Annotated in this window: 24 protein-coding genes; 18 read left to right on the top strand and 6 right to left on the bottom strand. The window is 69.7% G+C overall.

Annotated elements, in window-relative coordinates; all coding sequences use genetic code 11:
* Positions 1 to 32: 32 nt before the first annotated feature.
* The 7 genes from hemL to ccsB all read left to right on the top strand — a co-directional run bounded on the left by hemL (position 33) and on the right by ccsB (position 7,669).
* Positions 33 to 1,340, top strand: coding sequence for a glutamate-1-semialdehyde 2,1-aminomutase (hemL, locus tag OG927_RS14255; protein WP_079099337.1), 1,308 nt, complete (start codon positions 33 to 35; stop codon positions 1,338 to 1,340).
* On the top strand, positions 1,337 to 2,035 hold the full coding sequence (locus tag OG927_RS14250; RefSeq protein ID WP_056799520.1) for a histidine phosphatase family protein: 699 nt from the start codon (positions 1,337 to 1,339) through the stop codon (positions 2,033 to 2,035). The genes hemL and OG927_RS14250 overlap by 4 nt, the downstream gene beginning before the upstream one ends.
* A gap of 168 nt (positions 2,036 to 2,203) precedes the next feature.
* Positions 2,204 to 3,457: a polysaccharide deacetylase family protein gene (locus OG927_RS14245; protein WP_056799517.1), complete on the top strand. Its 1,254-nt coding sequence runs from the start codon at positions 2,204 to 2,206 to the stop codon at positions 3,455 to 3,457.
* Between the two features lie 67 nt (positions 3,458 to 3,524).
* Positions 3,525 to 4,130 carry a TlpA family protein disulfide reductase gene (locus tag OG927_RS14240; protein ID WP_056799514.1) on the top strand — a complete coding sequence of 202 codons (606 nt, stop codon included), beginning with the start codon at positions 3,525 to 3,527 and terminating at the stop codon, positions 4,128 to 4,130.
* Positions 4,127 to 4,900, top strand: a complete 774-nt coding sequence (locus tag OG927_RS14235; protein WP_056799512.1) for a cytochrome c biogenesis CcdA family protein — start codon at positions 4,127 to 4,129, stop codon at positions 4,898 to 4,900. The genes OG927_RS14240 and OG927_RS14235 overlap by 4 nt, the downstream gene beginning before the upstream one ends.
* A gap of 4 nt (positions 4,901 to 4,904) precedes the next feature.
* Positions 4,905 to 6,596, top strand: a complete 1,692-nt coding sequence (resB, locus tag OG927_RS14230) for a cytochrome c biogenesis protein ResB (protein ID WP_330320261.1) — start codon at positions 4,905 to 4,907, stop codon at positions 6,594 to 6,596.
* A complete protein-coding gene (ccsB, locus tag OG927_RS14225) occupies positions 6,593 to 7,669 on the top strand; it encodes a c-type cytochrome biogenesis protein CcsB (protein ID WP_056799506.1) in 1,077 nt (358 codons plus the stop codon). Before resB ends, ccsB begins: the two co-directional genes overlap by 4 nt.
* A gap of 73 nt (positions 7,670 to 7,742) precedes the next feature.
* On the opposite strand, the gene OG927_RS14220 is transcribed toward ccsB, so the two are convergent.
* The gene (locus OG927_RS14220; RefSeq protein ID WP_124282036.1) at positions 7,743 to 9,086 is read right to left on the bottom strand and encodes an aldehyde dehydrogenase family protein; all 1,344 of its coding nucleotides are present in this window, start codon (positions 9,084 to 9,086) and stop codon (positions 7,743 to 7,745) included.
* Positions 9,083 to 9,778 (bottom strand): type 1 glutamine amidotransferase domain-containing protein, encoded by a 696-nt coding sequence (locus tag OG927_RS14215; protein ID WP_056799501.1) that lies wholly within the window; start codon positions 9,776 to 9,778, stop codon positions 9,083 to 9,085. Before OG927_RS14215 ends, OG927_RS14220 begins: the two co-directional genes overlap by 4 nt.
* A 169-nt stretch (positions 9,779 to 9,947) precedes the next feature.
* Here OG927_RS14215 and OG927_RS14210 point away from each other — a divergent pair, with 169 nt between their 5' ends.
* Positions 9,948 to 10,388, top strand: a complete 441-nt coding sequence (locus tag OG927_RS14210; RefSeq protein WP_056799498.1) for a MarR family winged helix-turn-helix transcriptional regulator — start codon at positions 9,948 to 9,950, stop codon at positions 10,386 to 10,388.
* Between the two features lie 23 nt (positions 10,389 to 10,411).
* On the opposite strand, the gene OG927_RS14205 is transcribed toward OG927_RS14210, so the two are convergent.
* Complete coding sequence (locus OG927_RS14205) at positions 10,412 to 10,858, bottom strand: PLD nuclease N-terminal domain-containing protein (protein ID WP_330320260.1); 447 nt, start codon at positions 10,856 to 10,858, stop codon at positions 10,412 to 10,414.
* 90 nt (positions 10,859 to 10,948) lie between these two features.
* Here OG927_RS14205 and OG927_RS14200 point away from each other — a divergent pair, with 90 nt between their 5' ends.
* Together OG927_RS14200 and mqnP are read left to right on the top strand one after the other, a co-directional pair.
* Positions 10,949 to 12,406: a menaquinone biosynthesis decarboxylase gene (locus OG927_RS14200; RefSeq protein ID WP_056799491.1), complete on the top strand. Its 1,458-nt coding sequence runs from the start codon at positions 10,949 to 10,951 to the stop codon at positions 12,404 to 12,406.
* Positions 12,403 to 13,308: a menaquinone biosynthesis prenyltransferase MqnP gene (gene mqnP / locus OG927_RS14195; protein ID WP_056799486.1), complete on the top strand. Its 906-nt coding sequence runs from the start codon at positions 12,403 to 12,405 to the stop codon at positions 13,306 to 13,308. Before OG927_RS14200 ends, mqnP begins: the two co-directional genes overlap by 4 nt.
* Here the strand turns inward: mqnP and OG927_RS14190 are convergent.
* A complete protein-coding gene (locus tag OG927_RS14190) occupies positions 13,298 to 13,897 on the bottom strand; it encodes a rhomboid family intramembrane serine protease (protein ID WP_056799647.1) in 600 nt (199 codons plus the stop codon). The two genes, mqnP and OG927_RS14190, sit on opposite strands and share 11 nt — an antisense overlap.
* A 113-nt stretch (positions 13,898 to 14,010) precedes the next feature.
* Here OG927_RS14190 and OG927_RS14185 point away from each other — a divergent pair, with 113 nt between their 5' ends.
* The gene (locus tag OG927_RS14185; RefSeq protein WP_056799481.1) at positions 14,011 to 14,685 is read left to right on the top strand and encodes a UbiX family flavin prenyltransferase; all 675 of its coding nucleotides are present in this window, start codon (positions 14,011 to 14,013) and stop codon (positions 14,683 to 14,685) included.
* A gap of 13 nt (positions 14,686 to 14,698) precedes the next feature.
* On the opposite strand, the gene OG927_RS14180 is transcribed toward OG927_RS14185, so the two are convergent.
* The gene (locus OG927_RS14180) at positions 14,699 to 14,845 is read right to left on the bottom strand and encodes a hypothetical protein (protein WP_157862862.1); all 147 of its coding nucleotides are present in this window, start codon (positions 14,843 to 14,845) and stop codon (positions 14,699 to 14,701) included.
* Between the two features lie 122 nt (positions 14,846 to 14,967).
* Between OG927_RS14180 and OG927_RS14175 the strand changes: the two genes are divergently transcribed.
* From OG927_RS14175 to OG927_RS14150, 6 genes are all read left to right on the top strand, one after another.
* Complete coding sequence (locus tag OG927_RS14175) at positions 14,968 to 15,423, top strand: Lrp/AsnC family transcriptional regulator (RefSeq protein WP_056799476.1); 456 nt, start codon at positions 14,968 to 14,970, stop codon at positions 15,421 to 15,423.
* Positions 15,424 to 15,475: 52 nt separating this feature from the next.
* Entirely contained in the window at positions 15,476 to 16,639 is a 1,164-nt protein-coding gene (gene mqnE / locus OG927_RS14170; protein WP_056799645.1) for an aminofutalosine synthase MqnE, read from the top strand.
* A gap of 110 nt (positions 16,640 to 16,749) precedes the next feature.
* Complete coding sequence (locus OG927_RS14165; protein WP_124282038.1) at positions 16,750 to 17,325, top strand: GNAT family N-acetyltransferase; 576 nt, start codon at positions 16,750 to 16,752, stop codon at positions 17,323 to 17,325.
* Positions 17,326 to 17,426: 101 nt separating this feature from the next.
* Positions 17,427 to 17,723, top strand: a complete 297-nt coding sequence (locus OG927_RS14160; RefSeq protein ID WP_056799470.1) for a DUF4229 domain-containing protein — start codon at positions 17,427 to 17,429, stop codon at positions 17,721 to 17,723.
* 413 nt (positions 17,724 to 18,136) lie between these two features.
* A complete protein-coding gene (locus tag OG927_RS14155) occupies positions 18,137 to 19,498 on the top strand; it encodes a dicarboxylate/amino acid:cation symporter (protein WP_056799467.1) in 1,362 nt (453 codons plus the stop codon).
* A gap of 112 nt (positions 19,499 to 19,610) precedes the next feature.
* Positions 19,611 to 19,781 carry a hypothetical protein gene (locus OG927_RS14150; RefSeq protein WP_157862860.1) on the top strand — a complete coding sequence of 57 codons (171 nt, stop codon included), beginning with the start codon at positions 19,611 to 19,613 and terminating at the stop codon, positions 19,779 to 19,781.
* A gap of 83 nt (positions 19,782 to 19,864) precedes the next feature.
* Here the strand turns inward: OG927_RS14150 and OG927_RS14145 are convergent, their stop codons facing one another.
* A complete protein-coding gene (locus tag OG927_RS14145) occupies positions 19,865 to 21,058 on the bottom strand; it encodes an alpha/beta hydrolase family protein (RefSeq protein WP_330320259.1) in 1,194 nt (397 codons plus the stop codon).
* 214 nt (positions 21,059 to 21,272) lie between these two features.
* Between OG927_RS14145 and OG927_RS14140 the strand changes: the two genes are divergently transcribed.
* Positions 21,273 to 21,917 carry a TetR/AcrR family transcriptional regulator gene (locus OG927_RS14140; protein WP_199862731.1) on the top strand — a complete coding sequence of 215 codons (645 nt, stop codon included), beginning with the start codon at positions 21,273 to 21,275 and terminating at the stop codon, positions 21,915 to 21,917.
* Positions 21,918 to 21,947: the final 30 nt, after the last annotated feature.

The following is a 21,947-nucleotide window of genomic DNA, read 5'->3' as shown; positions in this document are numbered from 1 at the left end:
CCCGAACCTCCGAATCGCAGATCAGGACCAAAGTGGCGTATTCATACGAAGCCCAAGTTTCACAGACGCTCTTCGACCGTGCGTCCCTCGTGACGCCCGGCGGCGTGAACTCCCCCGTGCGTGCCTTCCGGGCCGTGGGCGGTACGCCCCGGTTCATGGTGTCCGGTACGGGTCCGTACCTCACCGACGCCGACGGACGTGAGTATGTCGACCTCGTGTGTTCGTGGGGGCCGATGATCCTCGGCCACGCGCACCCCGAGGTCATCGCGGCCGTCCAGGACGCGGTGGCCCGGGGGACCTCCTTCGGTACGCCGGGGGAGGGCGAGGTCGCGCTCGCCGAGGAGATCGTGTCCCGGATCGAGCCCGTGGAGCAGGTACGGCTGGTGTCGTCCGGCACCGAGGCGACCATGTCCGCGATCCGGCTCGCCCGTGGGTTCACGGGGCGTGCGAAGGTCGTGAAGTTCGCCGGGTGCTACCACGGGCACGTCGACGCGCTGCTGGCCGCCGCCGGCTCCGGGGTCGCCACCTTCGGCCTCCCCGACACGCCCGGAGTCACCGGCGCCCAGGCCGGCGACACGATCGTGCTGCCGTACAACGACCTGGAGGCCGTGCGTGCGGCGTTCGCCGCGCAGCCGGGTGAGATCGCGTGCGTGATCACCGAGGCGTCGCCGGGAAACATGGGCGTCGTCCCGCCGCTGGACGGCTTCAACGCCGGGCTCAAGGAGATCTGCGCGGCCGACGGCGCGCTGTACATCTCCGACGAGGTGATGACCGGATTCCGTACGTCCAGGGCCGGCTGGTACGGCATCGACGGGGTGCGCCCCGACCTGATGACCTTCGGCAAGGTGATGGGCGGCGGCTTCCCGGCCGCGGCCTTCGGCGGCCGTGCCGACGTGATGGCGCACCTGGCCCCCGCCGGTCCCGTCTACCAGGCGGGCACCCTCTCCGGTAACCCGGTCGCCACCGCCGCAGGGCTCGCGCAGCTCCGGCTGCTGGACGACGCCGCGTACGCGAAGGTCGACGCGGTGTCCGCCGAGCTGCGGACCCTGGTGGGCGACGCGTTCAGCAAGGAGGGCGTCGCGCACACGGTGTCGGCGGCGAGCAACATGTTCTCCGTGTTCTTCACCGACGAGCCGGTGCGCGACTACGAGGACGCGAAGAAGCAGGAAGCTTTCCGCTTCACCGCCTTCTTCCACTCGATGCTGTCCCAGGGCGTCTACCTGCCGCCGTCCGCGTTCGAGTCCTGGTTCGTCTCGACGGCCCATGACGCGCGCGCGGTCGAGCGGATCGCCGCGGCGCTGCCGGCCGCCGCCCGTGCCGCATCGGAGGCCACCGCATGAGCGGGACGAACGGGGGCGGCGCCAAGGACATCACCGTCGTCCACCTGATGCGCCACGGCGAGGTCCACAACCCGGACGGCGTGCTCTACGGGCGGCGTTCCGGCTACAGCCTCTCCGAGCTGGGCAGGCGGATGGCCGACCGGGTCTCCGAGCACCTGGAGAAGCGCGACATCACGTACGTCGTGGCCTCCCCGCTGGAGCGTGCCCAGGAGACGGCCGTGCCGATCGCCACGTCGCACGGCCTGGAGCTGGCCACCGACGCCCGGCTCATCGAGGCCGCGAACGTCTTCGAGGGCAAGACCTTCGGGGTCGGTGACGGTGCGCTGCGCAGGCCGGAGAACTGGAAGCACCTCACCAATCCGTTCAAGCCGTCCTGGGGCGAGCCCTACATCGAGCAGGTCGTGCGGATGATGAGCGCCCTGGACGCGGCCCGCGACGCCGCCCGGGGGCACGAGGCGGTCTGTGTCAGCCACCAGCTGCCGATCTGGATCGTGCGGAGTTTCGTGGAGCGGCGGAGGCTGTGGCACGACCCGCGCAAGCGGCAGTGCACGCTGGCCTCGCTGACCAGCTTCACCTACCAGGGCGACAAGATCGTGTCCGTCGGATACAGCGAGCCGGCCCGGGACCTCGTGCCGGCGCATCTGCTGGCGGGGGCGAAGCCGGTCAAGGGGCAGTCCAAGGCGTTCGGCGCATAAGGGCCACCCCGCACCGCCCCGTGCGGCCACCTCGTGTGCAGCCCCTGTGAGGGTCTGGTGACGCACCAACTTTTGTGATTATCGGCGGAACCGTCGTGTTGCTTTCCTCATCTAAGCCATCGCCAGTTTGTATGGCAATGAGGTAAAACGACCGTAGATGGGGATGCTATGCGCGATATCAACCGAAGGGGTCTGCTCGGGGCGGGACTCGGGGCCGCAGCCGCACTCTCGATGACCGGCTGCGGCCCCTTCGGCTCGTCGGACGGAGGGCGGTCCGGTCCCGAGAAGCCCAAGGGCGACAAGGGGGCGCACGGGCACGGCGGCGGCACTCCCGAGAAGAACGTCAGGCTCATCGGTGACGGTTCCACCGCGGACACCGGAAAGCAGCCGAATCAGCCCGCCGCCCCCGTTCCGCTCGAACCCGGCCAGACGCCGCCGCAGTTCGTGATCTTTTCCTGGGACGGTGCCGGCGAGGTCGGCAACGGCCTCTTCCCGCGCTTTCTCGAACTCGCCCGGGAACACGACGCGGCGATGACCTTCTTCCTCTCCGGGCTGTACGTGTTGCCCGAGTCGAAGAAATCCCTGTACCGCCCGCCGGGCAACCCCAGGGGTGCCTCCGACATCGGCTACCTCACCGACGACCACGTCAAGCAGACCCTGAAGTACGTCCGCGAGGCATGGCTCGACGGGCACGAGATCGGTACGCACTTCAACGGGCATTTCTGCGGCGGTTCGGGATCCGTCGGCAACTGGACGCCCGCGCAATGGCGGAGCGAAATCGACCAGGCGATCTCCTTCGTCACCGAATGGCGGACGAACACCGGCTGGAACGACCTCGATCCGCTGCCGTTCGACTACCGGAAGGAACTCGTCGGCGCACGCACCCCCTGTCTGCTCGGCCAGGACGATCTCCTGCCGGCCGCGAAGCAGCTGGGCTGGCGCTACGACGCGAGCTCACCCGGCGGCCGGCAGACGTGGCCGGAGAAGCGCCAAGGGATCTGGGACCTCCCGCTCCAGGGCGTGCCGTTTCCCGGCCACTCCTTCGAGGTCCTCTCCATGGACTACAACATCCTCGCCAACCAGTCGCAGAATTCGACCAGGGGCATGCCCTCGCGCTATCCCGGCTGGCGCGCCCAGGCCACCGGTGCCTATGTCGCGGGTTTCGAGCGCGCCTACGAGACGAATCGCGCGCCTTTCCACATCGGCAACCACTTCGAGGAGTGGAACGGCGGCATCTATATGGACGCGGTCGAGGAAGTGATCAAAAAGATCGCCGGCAAGCCGGATGTGCGCCTCGTCTCCTTCCGGCAGTTCGTCGACTGGCTCGACGTGCAGGATCCGGCGGTGCTCGCGAAGCTTCGGACCCTGGAGGTCGGGCAGTCCCCGGCCGGCGGCTGGAACGCCTTCTTTAAACAAGCCTGACAAGGGGCTTTACGGGCATCGAGGGGGGTGCGGGAGATCCCTGGAACTGCCATGCGAAACTTTTCACATGAGCTCTGGCCGCGCACCCCGACGCCGCTTCACCCTGCTCGCCGCCACAGCAGTGGCCGGTGCCCTGACCCTGTCCGCGTGCAGTGGTGACGGCAGCAGGGCCGGCGGCGGCGGCAACACGAACTTCGTCACCGGCAGCGGCGGTGCCTCCACCGTGGCCAAGGGCGAACGTACGGACGCGCCGAAGCTCGACGGCACGACCCTGGACGGCAAGGCGCTCGACGTCGCCGACTACAAGGGCAAGGTCGTCGTCCTGAACTTCTGGGGATCGTGGTGCGGCCCCTGCCGCGCCGAGGCCAAGCACTTCGTCAAGGTCTCCGAGGAGACGAAGGACCAGGGCGTCGAGTTCGTCGGTGTCAACACCCGAGACCCCCAGAAGTCCCTCGCGGTCAGCTTCGAGGAGGACTTCGGGGTCACCTACCCGAGCCTCTACGACCCGACCGGGCGGCTGCTCCTGCGCTTCCCGAAGGGCACGCTGAACCCGAAGGCCATCCCGTCGACCGTGGTCGTCGACCGGGAGGGGAAGCTCGCCGCCCGTTCGCTCGCCGCACTCGACGAGACGAAGCTCCGCGAGATGATCGACCCGCTGATCGCGGAGAAGTGAGCCCCGTGCTCCAGCTGGCCGCGGAATCCGGTTACAACGACACGGTCATCGGCGGCGCCCTGCTCGTGGCGCTGCCCATCGCGCTGCTCGGCGGACTCGTCTCCTTCTTCTCACCGTGCGTCCTGCCGCTCGTGCCCGGTTACCTCAGCTACGTCACCGGGGTCAGCGGCAGCGATCTCGCCGATGCCCGGCGGGGCAGGACCGTCGCCGGCGCCTCGCTGTTCGTGCTCGGCTTCACAGCCGTGTTCGTCTCCGGCGGCGCCCTCTTCGGCTTCTTCGGCCAGACGCTCCAGGACTACAGCGGGACGCTCTCCAAGATCCTCGGTGTGCTGATGATCCTCATGGGGATCTTCTTCATGGGGCTGATGCCCTGGATGACGCAGCGCGAGTTCCGCATCCACAAGAGACCGGTGACCGGACTGGCGGGAGCACCGCTGCTGGGCGCCCTCTTCGGGATCGGCTGGACCCCGTGCCTGGGTCCGACGCTCGCCTCCGTCAACGCGCTCGCGTTCGACCAGGCGACCGCCGGCCGCGGGGCGATCCTGTCCGTGGCGTACTGTCTCGGGCTCGGCGTCCCCTTCGTGCTGGCGGCGGTCGCCTTCCGCCGGGCGCTCGGCGCGTTCGGCTGGGTCAAGCGCCACTACGCATGGGTCATGCGGATCGGCGGCGGCATGATGATCGTGACCGGGATACTCCTGCTGACGGGCGCCTGGGACGTGCTCATCCAGGAGATGCAGGTCTGGTCCAACGGCTTCACTGTGGGGATCTGAGTCCATGAGCAACACGAACACCACGGACGAGCGTGACCTCGGCGAGGCCGGAGCACAGCTCTCCACCGCCCCGCGCGAGGAGCCCGCGTCCTCCTCCGTACCCGCGATGGGCGTCATCGGATGGGCCCGCTGGTTCTGGCGGCAGCTCACCTCGATGCGGGTCGCCCTGATCCTGCTCTTCCTGCTGTCGCTCGGCGCCGTCCCCGGCTCGCTGATCCCGCAGAACAGTGTGGACGAACTGAAGGTGCAGACCTTCAAGGAGGCCCACACCACCGTCACACCGATCTACGAGAAGCTGCAGTTCTTCGACGTCTACAGCTCGGTGTGGTTCTCCGCGATCTACATCCTGCTGTTCGTGTCCCTGATCGGGTGCATCGTCCCGCGCACCGGCCAGTTCATCGGCCAGCTGCGCGGCCGTCCGCCCGGTGCCCCGAAGAAGCTGACCCGGCTGCCGGCGTACACCACCTGGCGCACCGACGCCGAGCCCGAGCAGGTCCGTGAGGCCGCGCTCGCCGTCCTGCGCAAGCGGCGCTTCCGCTCGCACGCGGTGGACGACGCGGTGGCCGCCGAGAAGGGCTATCTTCGCGAGGCCGGCAACCTGATGTTCCACATCGCGCTGATCGTCATGCTGGTGTCCTTCGCCGGCGGACAGCTCTTCAAGTCCGAGGGCGGCAAGCTGATCGTCGAGGGCGACGGCTTCGCCAACACCCTCACCCAGTACGACGACTTCAAGTCCGGCTCCCTGTTCGACACCGACGACCTCGCGCCGTTCAGCTTCACCCTGGACGACTTCAAGGGCACGTACGAGCGCAGCGGCCCCCAGCGCGGCACCCCCCGGACCTACGAGGCCCGGGTGACGTACTCCGAGGGCGCGGACGGGGCACCGCAGAAGAGGATCATCAGGGTCAACGACCCGCTCGTCGTCGACGGTACGAAGGTCTACCTCAACGCACACGGCTACGCCCCCGTCATCTCCGTCAAGGACGGCCGGGGCAAGGAGGTCTACCGGTCCGCGGTGCCTCTGCTGCCCATCGACAGCAACGTCACCTCCACCGGCGCCATCAAGGTGATGGACGGCTACAAGGGTGTCGACGGCAAGAAGACGCAGCTCGGCTTCCAGGCCTTCTTCGTCCCGACGTTCGCCGGCAGCGGCCAGGGCACGATGTTCTCGCAGTTCCCGGGCGCCGACTACCCGGTGCTGGCGCTCAACGGCTACCACGGCAGCCTCGGCGTCGACTCGGGACTGCCGCAGAACGTGTACCAGCTGGACACGGCCAAGATGAAGGAATTCAAGGACGCCAACGGGGACAAGCTGAAGCAGCGCATGCGCCCGGGCGAGACCATGAAGCTCCCGGACGGCGCGGGCTCGGTCACCTTCGAGGGCGTCGAGGAGTGGGCCAGCTTCCAGATCACGCGCCAGCCCGCCAGCGGCTGGGCGCTCACCGGCGCCGTCGCCGCCGTCTTCGGACTCGCCGGATCGCTCTTCATCCAGCGCCGCCGGGTGTGGGTCCGGGCCGTGCGGGGCGCGGACGGCGTGACCGTCGTCGAGATGGCGGGCCTCGGCCGCAGCGAGTCCACGAGGCTCCCCGAGGAGCTGGGCGACCTCGCGGAAGCGGTCCACACCGTGACGCCCACCGCACCCCCGCCCGCATCCGAGCAACTCTCCGAAGAACCTGCCGAAGGGGCTGAGAAGTGAATCTCGCCGCCGCAACCAACGAGAATCTGGCGAGCATCAGCAACACGCTCATCTACTCGTCGATGGCCGTCTACATGCTGGCCTTCTTCGCGCACATCGCGGAGTGGGTGTTCGGCAGCCGCAGCAAGGTCGGCCGGACCGCCGCCGCGCTGACCGGAGCGGGCGCCGCCGCTTCCGGGGTGAAGGTCGTGCAGCAGGGCGGCGGCACCGCGGTCCTGGACCGCCCGAAGGTCGTCACCCGGTCCGCCACCGGGACCCGGGACGTCCCGGACGGCCCCGGTGCCGCGGGCGGCACCGTCAAGGGCGACCTGTGGGGCCGGATCGCGGTCTCCCTGACCGTCCTGGCCTTCGCCGTCGAGGCGGGCGGGGTCGTCGCCCGCGCCCTGTCGGTGCAGCGCGCCCCCTGGGGCAACATGTACGAGTTCTCGATCACCTTCTCCACGGTGGCCGTCGGCGCCTACCTCGTCCTCCTGGCGCTGAAGAAGAACGTCCGCTGGATCGGTCTGCTGCTGGTCACCACGGTCCTGCTGGACCTGGGCATCGCCACCACCTGGCTCTACACCGACAGCGCCCAGCTGGTGCCCGCACTGCACTCGTACTGGCTGTGGATCCACGTCTCCACCGCCATCTTCTGCGGTGCCGTCTTCTACCTCGGCGCGGTCGGGACCCTGCTCTACCTGTTCCGCGACAGCTACGAGAACAAGCTGGCCAACGGCGGGAACCCGGGCGCCTTCGCCCGGTCGGTCCTGGAGCGGCTGCCGGCCGCCTCGACCCTCGACAAGTTCTCCTACCGCATCAACGCGGCCGTCTTCCCGCTGTGGACGTTCACGATCATCGCGGGCGCGATCTGGGCGGGCGACGCCTGGGGCCGCTACTGGGGCTGGGACCCCAAGGAGGTCTGGTCCTTCATCACCTGGGTCGCGTACGCCTGCTACCTGCACGCCCGCGCGACGGCCGGCTGGAAGGGCCGCAAGGCCGCCTACCTGGCGCTGATCGCCTTCGGCTGCTGGCTGTTCAACTACTACGGCGTGAACATCTTCGTCACCGGCAAGCACTCCTACGCCGACGTCTAAGCACCGCACGGACGAAGGGCGCGATCCGCTTCCGCGGACCGCGCCCTTCGTCATTCCCCGCCGTTGTCGGGGGTCACCGGGTCAGCGGGGTGTCCAGGACCGCCTTGCGGTGGCTGAACGTCTCCAGTGAGTACCGGCCGTGGTAGTTGCCCATGCCGCTCTCGCCGACCCCGCCGAACGGCAGGTCGGAGACGGTCAGATGGGCCAGCGGCAGACCGATGCCCACCCCGCCCGACGAGGTCTCGGCCAGCAGCCGCTCCCGCACGGCGGGGGACTGCGTGAAGGCGTACAGCGCCAGCGGCTTGTCCCGGTCGTTGATGAAGCCGATGGCCCCGTCCAGTCCGTCGACCGTCACGATGGGCAGCACGGGGCCGAAGATCTCCTCGCGCATCACGGGGGCGTCCGGTGCCACATCGGCCAGCACGGTCGGTGCGATGTACTTGCCGGCCCGGTCGTGGGCGCCGCCCGTCACGGTGCGGCCGGAGTCCAGGAGCCCGACCAGCCGGTCGAAGTGGCGCTCGTTCACGATCCGCCCGTACTCCGGGTGGGCGGAGGGGTCCTGCCCGTACAGCCCCTCGACCGCCGCCGCGAGGGCGTCGGCCAGGGCGGGCGCGGTCTCCGGGTCGGTCAGGACGTAGTCGGGGGCGACGCACGTCTGGCCGGCGTTGAGGAACTTCCCCGCGGCGAGCCGGGCGGCCACCGTGCCCAGATCCGTGTCGCGGTCGACGAACGCCGGTGACTTGCCGCCCAGTTCGAGGGTGACCGGGGTGAGGTGGCGGGCCGCGGCGGTCATGACGATCCGGCCGACCGTGCCGTTGCCCGTGTAGAAGATGTGGTCGAAGCGCTCGGCGAGCAGTGCGGTCGTCTCCGGGACCGCCCCCTCCACCACGGCGACCGCGTCCGTGTCGAGATAGCGCGGCAGCAGCCGGGCCACGGCGGCCGAGGTCGCGGGCGCCAGCTCGCTGGGCTTGGCGACCACGGCGTTGCCCGCGGCCAGCGCGCCGACGACGGGCGCGAGCAGCAGCTGCACCGGATAGTTCCACGGCGCGATGACGAGGACGACCCCGAGCGGGTCCTGCACGGTGTGTGCGGACGCCCCGGCGAGGGCCTCCGGCACGGGGGCGGGCTCGGGACGCAGCCAGTCCTCCAGCCGCTCCAGGGTGTGGTCGATCTCGCGGACCGTGAAGTCGATCTCGGTCCGGTAGGCCTCCTTGCGGCTCTTGCCGAGATCGGCGCGCAGGGCCTCGGCGAGCTCGTCACCGGCCTCGGTGAGCAGGGCGCGCAGGCGCGTCAGCTGACCGGTGCGCCAGGCGAGGTCCCTGGTGCGTCCGGTACGGAAGGTGGCACGGAGGCGGGCGACGACCTCGGCCGCGGTCTCCGCGGCCTGGTCGGTCTCCGCGGTCCTGGCGGCGCTCACAGGGCCGCCAGGATCTCGCGCGCCAGCTGCTCCGAGGAGGCCGGGTTCTGACCGGTGTGCAGGGTGCGGTCGTGCACGGTGTACGGCCCCCAGGGATCCCCGGCGGAGTAGTCCGCGCCGAGCTCCACGAGGCGGTTCTCCAGCAGCCAGGGGGCCTTGTCGGCCAGGCCGGCCTGGGTCTCCTCCATGTTGCTGAAGCCGGTCAGCCGGTAGCCGGTGAAGGGCCAGCTGCCGTCCTCGCGGCGGGCGGCGAGCAGCGCGGCGGGGGCGTGGCACAGGACGCCCAGGTGCGTGCCGGAGTCCAGGGCGGCGGTGAGCAGCCGGCCGGACGCCTCGCTGACGGCCAGGTCCTCCATGGGGCCGTGGCCGCCCGGGTAGAAGACGACGTCGTACGAGGTGGGGACGACGTCCTCCAGCCGCGCGGGGATGCGGAGCGTCTCGTCGATCGCCGCGAGGTACGAGGCGACGGCGTCGGCCTGTTCCTGGCCCCCGTTGGCCTCGGCGGCGAGGCTGGCGGTGTCCACGGTGGGGGCCACACCGCCCGGGGTGGCGACGGTGATGTCGAATCCGGCCTGGGTGAAGACGCGGTGCGGGGCGGCGAGCTCCTCGGCCCAGAAGCCGGTCGGGTGGGTGGTGCCGTCGTTCAGGGTCCAGTGGTCGGCACCGGTGAGGACGAAGAGTACGGAGGGCATGGGGGGTGCTCCCTACGAGACGAGGTGCTGGTGGTGAGCAAGCTTGATATCATCAAGCATTACATTCATGTAACTGCCAAAAGTTGAGCATGTCAAATTAATGCGGGTGCGTGGCGGATACTGTTCCGGGCCTCCGGGCCACGCGTACCGATCGAAGGATGACCGAACCATGACGACGGAACCGGCACCCCGCGCCGTCCCTACTCCGGACGAACTGCTGGAACCCCTCGCGGTCGTCGTCCGCGGCCACCACGACGACCTCACCGCCGTCGCCGCCCGCCACGGCCTCAGCACCTCGCAGGCGCGGGCGCTGATCGCCCTCAACGAGCCCATGCCCATGAGCGCGCTGGCCCATCACCTGGTGTGCGACGCGTCCAACGCCACCGGCCTCATCGGCCGCATGGAGGCCCGGGGCCTGGTCACCCGCACCCCGTCGCCGGAGGACCGCCGCTCGAAGGTCGCCGCCCGCACGGCGGAGGGCACCGATCTGGCGCACCGCATCCGCGCCGAGATGCGCGTCGTGCACGGCGCACTGGAGGCGCTCACCCCGCGGGAGCGCACGGCGCTGCTGCCCCTGCTCAACCGGCTGGGACAGCTGCTGTCGTCATGAGCCGGCCGGTCCGGCCCCAGTCCTCATGACGAGGCGTCCCCGGATCCCGCCCCGCCCTCGCGGCGCTCGATCTCCTCCTCGCGGCGGCGCAGGTCCGCCTCCCAGTCCTTGAGGGCCGACTCGTCCTTGGCGGCGTCGGTCTTCCCTGCCTCGGGCTTCCTCGCGTCGGACTTCCCCGCGTCGGTCTTCTCGTCCTTCAGGGACTTGAGGAAGTCGGGATTGTCGTCGGGCGCCACCCACGTGGAGCGGCGGCCCCGGTGCCACTCGGAGGGCGCACGGCCCCCGGAGGAAGCCCGCTTCCTGCCCGCGGCGAGCCAGACGATCGGACCGACGATCCAGAACAGCAGGATGATGAAGACCCAGGCCACCTTCGGCAGGTGCTTGACCTCGTCCTCCGGGGTGTTCAGGCAGTCGATGAACGCGTAGATCGTCAGCGCCAGCGGCAGGAGGTACATCAGGGCCCTGAGCATGGTGGAAGGTCCCCCCGAGAAGAGGTGAGGGGGCGCACTGTCCCGCCCCGGTGACGGGCCAAGGGTAGCGGGTGGCCGATACTGGACGGCATGGCTTACGACGATCTTCGCTCCCTGCTCCGTGCTCTGGAGCGCGAGGGCGATCTCAAGCGCATCAAGGCCGAGGTCGACCCGTACCTGGAGGTCGGCGAGATCGTCGACCGGGTGAACAAGGCGGGCGGGCCCGCTCTGCTCTTCGAGAACGTCAAGGGGGCGTCCATGCCCCTGGCCATGAACGTCTTCGGGACGGACAGACGGCTGCTCAAGGCGCTCGGGCTGAAGTCCTACGCCGAGATCAGCGACAAGATCGGCGGGCTCCTCAAGCCGGAACTGCCGCAGGGCTTCGTCGGGATCCGCGAGGCGTTCGGGAAGCTCGGCGCGGTGACGCACCTGCCGCCGAAGAAGGTGAAGAGCGACAGCGCGCCCGTCCAGGAGGTCGTCCTGACCGGCGACGACGTGGACCTGGAGCAGCTGCCCGCACTCTTCACCTGGCCGGAGGACGGCGGCTCCTTCTTCAACCTGGGCCTCACGCACACCAAGGACCCCGAGACCGGCATCCGCAATCTGGGGCTCTACCGCCTCCAGCGCCACGACAAGCGCACCATCGGCATGCACTGGCAGATCCACAAGGACAGCCGGAACCACTACCAGGTCGCGGCCAGGCGCGGCGAGCGGCTGCCCGTCGCCATCGCGTTCGGGGCGCCGCCCGCGGTGACGTACGCCTCCACGGCCCCGCTGCCCGGAGACATCGACGAGTACCTCTTCGCCGGCTTCGTCCAGGGCAAGCGGATCGAGATGGTCGACTGCAAGACCGTCCCGCTCCAGGTCCCGGCGCAGGCCGAGGTCGTCATCGAGGGATGGCTGGAACCGGGCGAGATGCTGCCCGAGGGCCCGTTCGGTGACCACACGGGCTTCTACACGCCGCAGGAACCGTTCCCCGCGCTGACGATCGACTGTGTGACCATGCGCAAGCGGCCGCTGCTGCAGTCGATCGTGGTGGGCCGGCCGCCGACCGAGGACGGCCCGCTGGGCCGGGCCACGGAGCGGTTCTTCCTGCCGCTGCTCAAGATCATCATCCCGGACATCGTGGACTACCACCTGCCCGAGGCGGGCGGCTTCCACAACTGCGCGATCATCTCGATCGACAAGAAGTACCCCAAGCACGCCCAGAAGGTCATGAGCGCCGTCTGGGGCGCCCACATGATGTCGCTGACCAAGCTGATCGTGGTCGTGGACGCCGACTGCGACGTCCACGACCTGCACGAGGTCGCGTGGCGGGCGCTCGGCAACACCGACTACGCCCGGGACCTGCTGCTCACCGAAGGGCCGGTCGACCATCTCGACCACGCTTCCTACCAGCAGTTCTGGGGTGGCAAGGCGGGCATCGACGCGACGCGCAAGCTGCCCGAGGAGGGCTACACGCGGGACGGGGGCTGGCCCGAGATGGTCGAGTCCGACCCGGACACGGCGGCGAAGGTCGACCGCCGTTGGAAGGAGTACGGCCTGTGAGTGCCTCCGCCGCCGCGGTGCCTCAGCCGCGCAGCAAGCCCCGCGCCTTCCTGCGGCTGGTGATGATCGAGCACTCGGTCTTCGCGCTGCCCTTCGCATACATCGCCGCGCTGACCGCGATGTTCCAGCTGGACAAGGACATCCACTGGGGCACGCTGCTGCTGGTGACCGTCGCCATGGTCGGGCTGCGGACGTTCGCGATGGCCGCCAACCGCATCATCGACCGGGAGATCGACGCCCGTAACCCGCGTACGGCGGGACGGGAGCTGGTCACCGGGGCGGTGTCGGTGAAGTCGGCGTGGACCGGCGCGGCCGTCGCCCTCGTCGTGTTCCTGGGGGCCGCCGCCCTGCTGAACCCGCTCTGCCTGGTGCTGGCGCCGGTCGCCGTCGTACCGATGGTGGTCTACCCGTACGGCAAGCGGTTCACGAACTTCCCGCACGCGATCCTCGGCATCGCCCAGGCGATCGGGCCGATCGGGGCCTGGCTGGCGGTCACCGGCAGCTGGTCGTGGGACGCGGTGATCCTGGGGCTGGCCGTCGGGATCTGGATCGGTGGCTTCGACCTGATCTTCGCCTGCCAGGACGTGCGGGCCGACCGGGCCCACGGGGTGCTCTCCTTCCCGGCGCGCTTCGGCATCCCGGCGGCGCTGTGGGGCGCGCGGGTCTGCCACCTCGTGACGACCGGACTGCTGGTCTGGTTCGGCCTGGCGACGGAGGCGGGGCTCTTCTACTGGATCGGCATGGTGATCGTCGCCGTGGCCTTCGTCTACGAGCACCGGGTCGTGCGACCGCACGACCTGTCGCGGCTGAACCGGGCGTTCTTCTCGGTCAACGGCTTCATCGGGATCGCGCTGTTCGCCTGCGCGCTGCTCGACCTGCTGGTGCGCGGTCTCACACCGTGACGGCACCGGCCGGGCGGCGGGGGCGGCGGAGGACGAAGGCCGCCGCCACCCCGCCCACGAGGCCGAAGAGGTGGCCCTGCCAGCTGATGCCGGAGTCGGTCGGCAGTACGCCCCAGAGCAGTGAGCCGTAGACGGCGGCGATGATCAGACCGACCACGATGTCGAGCGGGCGCCGGTCCACGAACCCGCGGACCAGCAGATAGCCGAACAGGCCGAAGACCACACCGGACGCGCCGAGCGTGACCGTGTTCGGCGGCGCGGTCAGCCAGACACCGAGGCCGCCCGTCACGATCACCACGAGGACCACGGCGGCGAACCTGCGTATCCCGGCGAGGGCGGCGATGAAGCCGAGGACCAGCAGCGGGACGCTGTTGGAGGCCACGTGCTCCCACCCGCTGTGCAGGAACGCGGCCGGCACGACGTCGAGCAGCTCGGAGGGCTCGCGCGGGCTGATGCCGTAGGTGTCCAGGGAGTGGCCGGTCATCGTGTCGATGCCCTCCAGCAGCCACAGGAGCCCGACCCAGGCCAGCATGACCGCGCCGGCCGTGACGGCTCGTGCGGTGGCGGTCGTAGTGGCACGCGTGCGCATGATCACCCCCTGTTGATGGCTGTTCCCTGTTCCGTCGCAACGAACGGAGCCCCTGGCTCGGTTCCTCGAGGACGCTCCCGGATAGGCTCGGTGGTGTGGAATCCGGGACTTCAGTGAGTCAAGAGCAGCGCAGGCCTTGGATTGTCGGGGTGTCGGGCGCATCAGGTACCCCGTTCGCGGCCTCGGTCCTGCGAGGGCTGCTCGCTGCGGGCGAGAGCGTCGACCTGGTGGTGAGCCGCGCCTCGCGGCTGACCCTGCTGGACGAGACGGGGATCGCCTTCCGCGACGCGCACTGGCGCGAGGACCTGCGCGTGTGGCTGGAGCGTGGAGCGGACGGGAAGCCCGGCACCTTCGCCCTGAGCGACGACGCGCTCGGCCGGGTGCGGCACTGGGCGGCGGGCGATCTGGCGGCCGGGCCGTCCTCGGGTTCGTACCCGGCGAAGGGGATGCTGATCGTCCCGGCGTCGACGGCCTGTGTGGCCGGGGTGGCGCTCGGGCTCTCCAAGGACCTGCTGCAGCGGGCCGCGAGCGTGACGCTCAAGGAGCGGCGGAAGCTGGTCGTCGCCGTGCGGGAGACGCCGTTGAGCGGCCAGACGCTGAAGCAGATGGTGGCGCTCGACGAGGCGGGCGCCGTGGTGCTGCCCGCCTCTCCGGCGTTCTACGCGGGGGCGACGCACATCCAGGATCTGGTGGACTTCGTCGCCGGGCGGGTGCTGGACGCGGCAGGGGTGCCGCACCAGCTGTACCGCCGGTGGGAAGGGGAGCTCGGTGGCGGCTCCCGTGAATGAGGGGTCCGGCCGGTCAGCGCTTCTTGGCCGCGCGCGGGGTGCGGGTCCGGTCGGCGCGGCGCGCGGCTGCGGGCTGGTGGGCACGCGAGCGGTTGGCCAGGTCCTGCAGCTCGCGCATCCGGGCGTAGGCCATCTCGATCGTGTACACGGTGAAGTTCACTCCTGAAGATTCGAAAGCGTTTCTTGGATGATCTGGAAGATTCGCAGGGTGTAAACCCTGTTACGCCTTAGATTCTACACGTAGACTCGCGGTACTGCTAAACAATGGAAGGTTTCAGTCATATGGACGCGGTGGACAGGCAGCTCATCCAGGCCCTCAGAGAGAACGGCAGGGCCTCGTACGCCGAGCTCGGCAGGCTCGTCGGGCTCTCCGGGCCCAGCGTCACCGACCGCATCAACCGGCTGGAAACCGCCGGTGTCATCACGGGGTACCGGGCGACCGTCGACGCCGCGTCCCTGGGGCTCGGCGTGACCGCCCTGATCGGCATCTCGCTCTCCGACGCGGCCGACCACGAGGACGTCGCGCACCGGCTGAAGGACCTGGCCGAGATCGAGGACTGCTGGTTCATCGCGGGCGACGACTCGTTCATGCTCAAGGTCCGGGTCGGTGACGTGGACGGTCTGGAGAAGACGATCCGCAGGCTCAGCGGCACGAAGGGGGTCTCCCGCACCCGCACCACGGTCGTGCTCTCCACGAAGTGGGAGAACCGGGTCGGGGAACTTCCCGACGAGGCATAGGCGTACGGTTGGCTGCCGGAGTCTGTTACGTAGAGATATGGGAGGGGCACTGGTGGACGCGGGACTCAAGCGCGAGCTGGAGGAGAAGGTCCGGGCCGGTGAGCGGCTGACCCGCGAGGACGGGATCGCGCTCTACGAGTCCGACGACCTGGCCTGGCTCGGTGGGCTGGCCCACGAGGTGCGTACGAGGAAGAACGGCGACGTCGTCCACTTCAACGTCAACCGCCACCTCAACATGACCAACGTGTGCACGGCGTCCTGCGCCTACTGCTCGTTCCAGCGCAAGCCGGGCGAGAAGGACGCGTACACGATGCGCATCGAGGAGGCCGTCCGCCTCGCCAAGGCGATGCAGGGCGAGAACCTCACCGAGCTGCACATCGTCAACGGGCTGCACCCCACCCTCCCGTGGCGTTACTACCCCCGCTCGCTCAGCGCGCTCAAGGAGGCGCTGCCCGAGGTGGCGCTCAAGGCGTTCACGGCGACGGAGATCCACCACTTCGAGACGATCTCGGGGCTCTCGGCCTCGGAGATCCTCGACGAGCTGATCGAGGCCGGTCTGGAGTCCCTGACCGGCGGCGGCGCGGAGATCTTCGACTGGGAGGTCCGCCAGCACATCGTCGACCACAACACCCACTGGGAGGACTGGTCGCGCATCCACCGCCTCGCGCACGAGAAGGGGCTCAAGACCCCGGCGACGATGCTGTACGGGCACATCGAGGAGCCCCGTCACCGCGTCGACCACGTGCTGCGACTGCGGGAGATGCAGGACGAGACCGGCGGTTTCCAGGTCTTCATCCCGCTGCGCTACCAGCACGACTTCGTGGACATGAAGGACGGCAAGGTCCGCAACACGCTCCAGGCGCGGACGACGATGGCGACCGGTGCGGAGGCGCTGAAGACCTTCGCGGTCTCGCGGCTCCTCTTCGACAACGTCCCGCACGTCAAGGTGTTCTGGGTGATGCACGGCGTGCAGACCGCCCAGCTCGCGCTCCAGCACGGTGCGGACGACATGGACGGCTCGGTCGTCGAGTACAAGATCACGCACGACGCGGACGACTACGGCACGCCGAACAAGCTCGGCCGTGAGGACCTGCTGGACCTGATCCGGGACGCGGGCTTCCGCCCCGTGGAGCGCAACACCCGGTACGAGATCCTGCGCGAGTACCCGGGGCCGGACGCGGACCGGCGGGAGTCGCCGCAGCCGATGCGCGTCTGAGGCGCCCGTCCGACACCGCGCGAAAGCCCCGGCCAGTCGCTCACGGCCGGGGCCTTCTCGCGTTCTGGACGCGGATTGAGTGCACGGCGGGTAATGGTTAATCTGCGCTCATGGCACTTACATTCGAGGTGGATCCCGCTTTCGACCGCGCACTGCGGGACGGCATCACCGCACTCTGGGTCGATGTCACCAACGCCGGCGGAGCCGTCGGTTTCGTGGCGCCGGTCACCGCCGGGGACGTCCGGCCGGAGCTGGTCAAACACCTCTCCGCGATGGTCGACGGCCGCACCCGGCTGGTCGTCGGCCGTGACGAGCACGGCACGGTGGCCGCCACCGCCTTCCTCACCCACAACGCCCACCGGTTGATGCGCCACTGGATCGGTCTCTACACCGTGATGGTCCACCCGCGTCACCAGGGCAAGGGATACGGGCGCGAGCTGATGGGGGCCGCCGCGGACGCGGCCCGCGCGATCGACGGCATCGACGCCGTGCGGCTCACCTGCCGCGGCGGCACCGGGGCCGACCGCTTCTACGCCTCCTGCGGATACAAGGAGGTCGGACGCATCCCGAACGCCATCCGGGTCGCCGAGGACGACTACCGCGACGACATCATCATGCTGCTCCCGCTCTTCCGCCAGGACCGTCCCGAAAGCGACACGACGCCCCGGGGGAACCCTGCGATCTGATCGGATTTCGGGGCATGCTTCACTGGTCGGGCAGTACCGCAGACCGAACGACCGCAGGAACAACGACCGCAGGAACGCCGGACGTAGAGAGAAGGCCAGCCGTGTCCGCTGCCAAGCCCAGCGCAACGATCCGGTACACCGCGATGCGCCTGCTGATTTTCGTCGGCTGCTTCTTCGTCGCCGGCGTCGCGGTCCACTTCGGTGTCCTGCCCTCCGGGGTCGGTGGCTCCAACGCCGTCTGGGTCATCCTGCTCGGCCTGCTGCTCTCCGCGCCGCTCAGCTTCATCCTGCTGCGCAAGCAGCGCGACGAGATGTCCGAGCAGCTCATCTCCTCGGTCGACCGGACCAAGGCCCGGCTCGACGCGAACCGCACCCGTGAGGACAGCGTTGCCCCGTAGGGGCCACGTAAGGTTCCTCACACCCCGTACCCCGTACGCACGAAGACCCCGGGCCGGAGCATCGCTCCCGTACCGGGGTTTCGGCGTTTCCGGGCTCCCCGCAGAATGTCCTGCGACCGTCTCCGGCCGCCCGTCGATCAAAGCGGAGCTTTGAGGTTCTCAAAGTTCAAGTGTTAACGTGTTCGACATGAACGCAGCAGTGCGCCCCCGCCACACCATGAGCGTCCCGCTCGTGGCGCGCCTGCATGTCGATCTCTGCCGCTGTATGTCCGCGGTCTGTTGCCGCAACGTCTGAACCGGCATCATGCAGCGGCGCCGCCCCTGACGCGGGCGCCGCACCCCCGTCCCCGTTCGACCGCACGTCCGTACGTCTGTTCTCGTACGTCCCGATGCGTCACATCTGGAGTGTGTCCGTGTCCGCGAATTCCGCGCCCCCCACCGCGACCGACGCCGGTAAGCCGTCCGGCTCCGGTTTCCGCATACCCAGCGTTCCGTTCTGGATCCAGATCGTCGCCGGTCTGGTCCTCGGTGTCCTGCTCGGCTGGCTCGCCCGCAGTCAGGACGTCAGCTGGCTCGTCACCACGCTCGACAAGGTCGGCAGCATCTTCGTCCAGCTGCTCAAGCTGGCCGTCGCGCCCCTCGTCTTCTTCGCGATCCTGGTGTCGATCACCAACCTGCGCAAGGTCAACAACGCCGCCAGGCTGGCCACCCGCACCTTGCTCTGGTTCATGATCACCTCGCTGATCGCCGTGGCCATCGGCCTCACGATCGGTCTGCTCACCAACCCGGGCGCAGGCACCGGCCTCACGCCGAAGGACGGCGCCAAGCCCGAGAACGCCGGCTCCTGGATCGACTTCCTCACCGGCATCATCCCGACGGACGTCATCACACCGTTCACCGAGCTGAACGTCCTGCAGATCGTCTTCATGGCGGCCGTCGCCGGTATCGCCGCGCTCCAGCTCGGTGAGAAGGCCAAGCCGATCCTCGCACTCAGCGAGTCGATCCTGGAGCTCCTCCAGAAGGCCCTGTGGTGGGTCATCCGCCTCGCCCCGCTCGGCACCGTCGGTCTCATCGGCTACGCGATCGCCTCGTACGGCTGGGACCTGATCGGCAAGTACGCCACCTTCACCGCCGACGTCTACATCGGCTGCGCCCTGGTGATGTTCGGCGTCTACCCGCTGCTGCTCGCCACCGTCGCGAAGGTCAGCCCGCTGCAGTTCTTCAAGGGCGCCTGGCCCGCGATTCAGCTCGCCTTCGTCTCCCGCTCCTCGGTCGGCACAATGCCGGTCACCCAGAAGGTCACCGAGCGCCTCGGCGTTCCGAAGGAGTACGCCTCGTTCGCCGTGCCGTTCGGCGCCACGACGAAGATGGACGGCTGCGCCGCGATCTACCCGGCGCTGGCGGCGATCTTCATCGCGCAGATCTTCGACGTCCAGCTGGGCATCGGTGACTACATCCTGATCGCCTTCGTCTCGGTGATCGGTTCGGCGGCCACCGCCGGTCTCACCGGCGCCACGGTCATGCTGACCCTCACCCTCTCGACGCTGGGCCTCCCGCTGGAGGGCGTGGGCCTGCTCCTCGCCATCGACCCGATCCTGGACATGATGCGCACCGCCACGAACGTTGCGGGACAGGCCCTCGTCCCGGTGATCGTCGCGGCCCGCGAGAAGATCCTCGACCACGACGCCTACAACTCGGCGTCGTCCTCCCCGGTCGACTCGGCCGAGGTCGAGGTCGAGGACGCGAAGCCGTCGCGCGTGCCCGTCGCCGTGTGACGTCACCAGGCCGTACGCAACGTGCCCCGCACCCCGTCCGGGGTGCGGGGCACGTTGCGTACGGCGGTGGTGGAGGATTCCTCCCGTAGCAGGAAGGAAGGAGGAGATCCTCATGCGCGTGGTGAAGGTCGCGGTCGGGGACGAGGTCGACCACGAGAGTTTCGGAAGGGGCACGGTGAGTTCGGTGTCGGGGAGCGGGGAGTCGGCGAAGGCGACCGTCGACTTCGACGAGGCCGGACGGAAACGACTGCTCCTGCGGTACGCGCCCCTGCGCAAGCTCTGAGGGGCGTACCCGCTGCCTCCGGTTCTGCTCGGAGGCGTCCCGGCGCCGCACGGTGCCGGGACACTCCTGTGTCCGCCGGGCGGTCAGCGGTGCTGGAGGACGACCTCGGGGTGGTTCGGCGCCGGGCCGTCGAGGAGTGGCTGCTCCCGGCCCCGCAGGTGCAGGTCGAGGAAGGCCGCCACATAGTCCCGGGTGATCCGCGTCGAGCGGTCGCCGGAGAGCGTGGCCGCGGGATCGACCGGCAGGCCGAGCTGTTCACCGAGTTCCGGGATGTCCGTGAAGGTGAAGTGGCCGGAGTCCTTGACGGTCAGCCAGCGCTTCCAGCCGTCCAGGTGCTGCCAGCCCTCGTCCCAGGAGCCGTCCGCGCTTCCGGGGCTGTGGCCCGCGTCGGTGCCGAGCATCAGGAACGGGCGGGCGCCGATGCCCGAGCGGGGAACGGGATCGAAGAAGGTGCCGTCCATGTTGATCCCCGCGTCGACGCGCGAGTCGGCGAGCATCGTGGAGGCCGCAGCGCTGCCGCCGATCGAATGGCCCGCGGCGGCGACCCGGCGCCGGTCGATCATGCGGGACCTCTCCCAGGCGGGGCGGGGGCCGGTCAGCCGGTCGAGCACGAAGGTGAGGTCGTCGGCCCGTCCGGTGGAGACGGCCTTCAGCACGTCCCGCTCGGCCGCCTCGTCCGGTGCCGCCTCGGCGGCGTCACAGGCCGCGCACGTGAGCATCCGCCCGCCGGGGAAGGCGGTCCCGGTGGACTCGTAGGCGTGATCGACGCTCGCCACGACGAAGCCGCGGCTCGCGAGGTCCTCCGCGAGGGAGGTCAGCGTGGTGCGGGGGGTGCCGAAGCCGGGGGAGAGCAGCACCAGCGGGAACCGGCCCCGGGCGGCGTGGGCGTCCGTACGGGCGTGGGTGGATGTGGAGCTGACGACGCCGGCCGGCACGATGCCGTCCAGCCCCCGGTGCGCCAGTAACAGCCGGGCCTCCTCGGCGCTCATGTACGGGGCGGGGCCGCTTCCGCCGCCGGGCCGGGCCGGGTAGTGCATCGAGACCATCAGCTCGCGGTCCCCGGAGGCGGGGACCCAGGGATCGGTGCGGGTGTGGTCGGTGAGGTGCAGGACCTCGGCCCCGACCGCGTACGGGCCGGTCGGGCGGGGCAGTTCGAGCGCGGCGGCGGGGGTGGCCGGGGGACCGGGCAGGGCGTGGGCGGTGACGGTGGGCGTGGCCAGCAGGGTCAGGGTGGTGAGGGTGATGACGGCCGTTCGTGTGCGGAGTCTGATCGTCATACCCGGGACACTAGGCGGGGGAATCGGGCGGAGGCATCGGACCCAGGTGTGATCCCGTGGGGGACCTGAGGTGGACAGGGCGCCCTCGGGTGAGGACCGGTGGACGACTACCGGTCATCGTGGCCGGGCCGCGCCCCTTCCGTACGGTGGGGGCGGAACCCGCGCCGTACTCTTGCCGGGGAGCAGGGCAGTGGGGGCGGGAGGGGAGTCCGACATGAGTGCAGTGAAGAGCAAACGGATGCCGCGTGCGGTGCGCGAGCAGCAGATGATGGACGCGGCGGTACGGACCTTCGGGCAGCGCGGGTACCGCGCCGCTTCGATGGACGAGATCGCCGAGTCGGCCGGGGTCTCCAAGCCGTTGGTCTATCTGTATCTGAATTCCAAGGAAGAACTCTTCACCGCGTGCATCCGCCGTGAGGCGAAGTCCCTGGTGGAGGCGGTGCAGGCAGCGGTGGAGCCGGGGCTGCCGGCCGACCGGCAACTGTGGGCCGGGCTGCGGGCGTTCTTCACGCACACCGCGGAGAATCCGGACGGGTGGGCTGTGCTGCACCAGCAGGCGCCCTCCCAGGGGGAGCCGTTCGTCAGCGAGGTCGCGGTGCTGCGGGAGGAGATCGTTGCTTTCGTGACGGGTCTGATCGGGGCGGCGGCACGTGAGGCGCACCACGACCCCGCGCTGCCCGACCGGGATGTGGCCGGGCTCGCGCAGGCGCTCGTGGGTGCCGCGGAGGCGCTCGCCGGGTGGGCCAACGTCACTCCGGGCGTCTCGGCCAAGGAGGCGGCGGGCACCTTGATGAACTTCTCCTGGGCGGGCCTGGAGAACCTCATGCACGGCCGTAGCTGGCAGTCCCGGGGGGAGTGACCCGGCCGGGGGCCCGGGCTGCGGGCAGTG

The organism is Streptomyces clavifer, assembly GCF_036345975.1.
GTDB classification, from domain to species: Bacteria; Actinomycetota; Actinomycetes; order Streptomycetales; family Streptomycetaceae; genus Streptomyces; species Streptomyces clavifer.
Note: the sequence above shows the minus strand (reverse complement) of the source record. Positions and strands in the feature narration are given on the sequence as shown.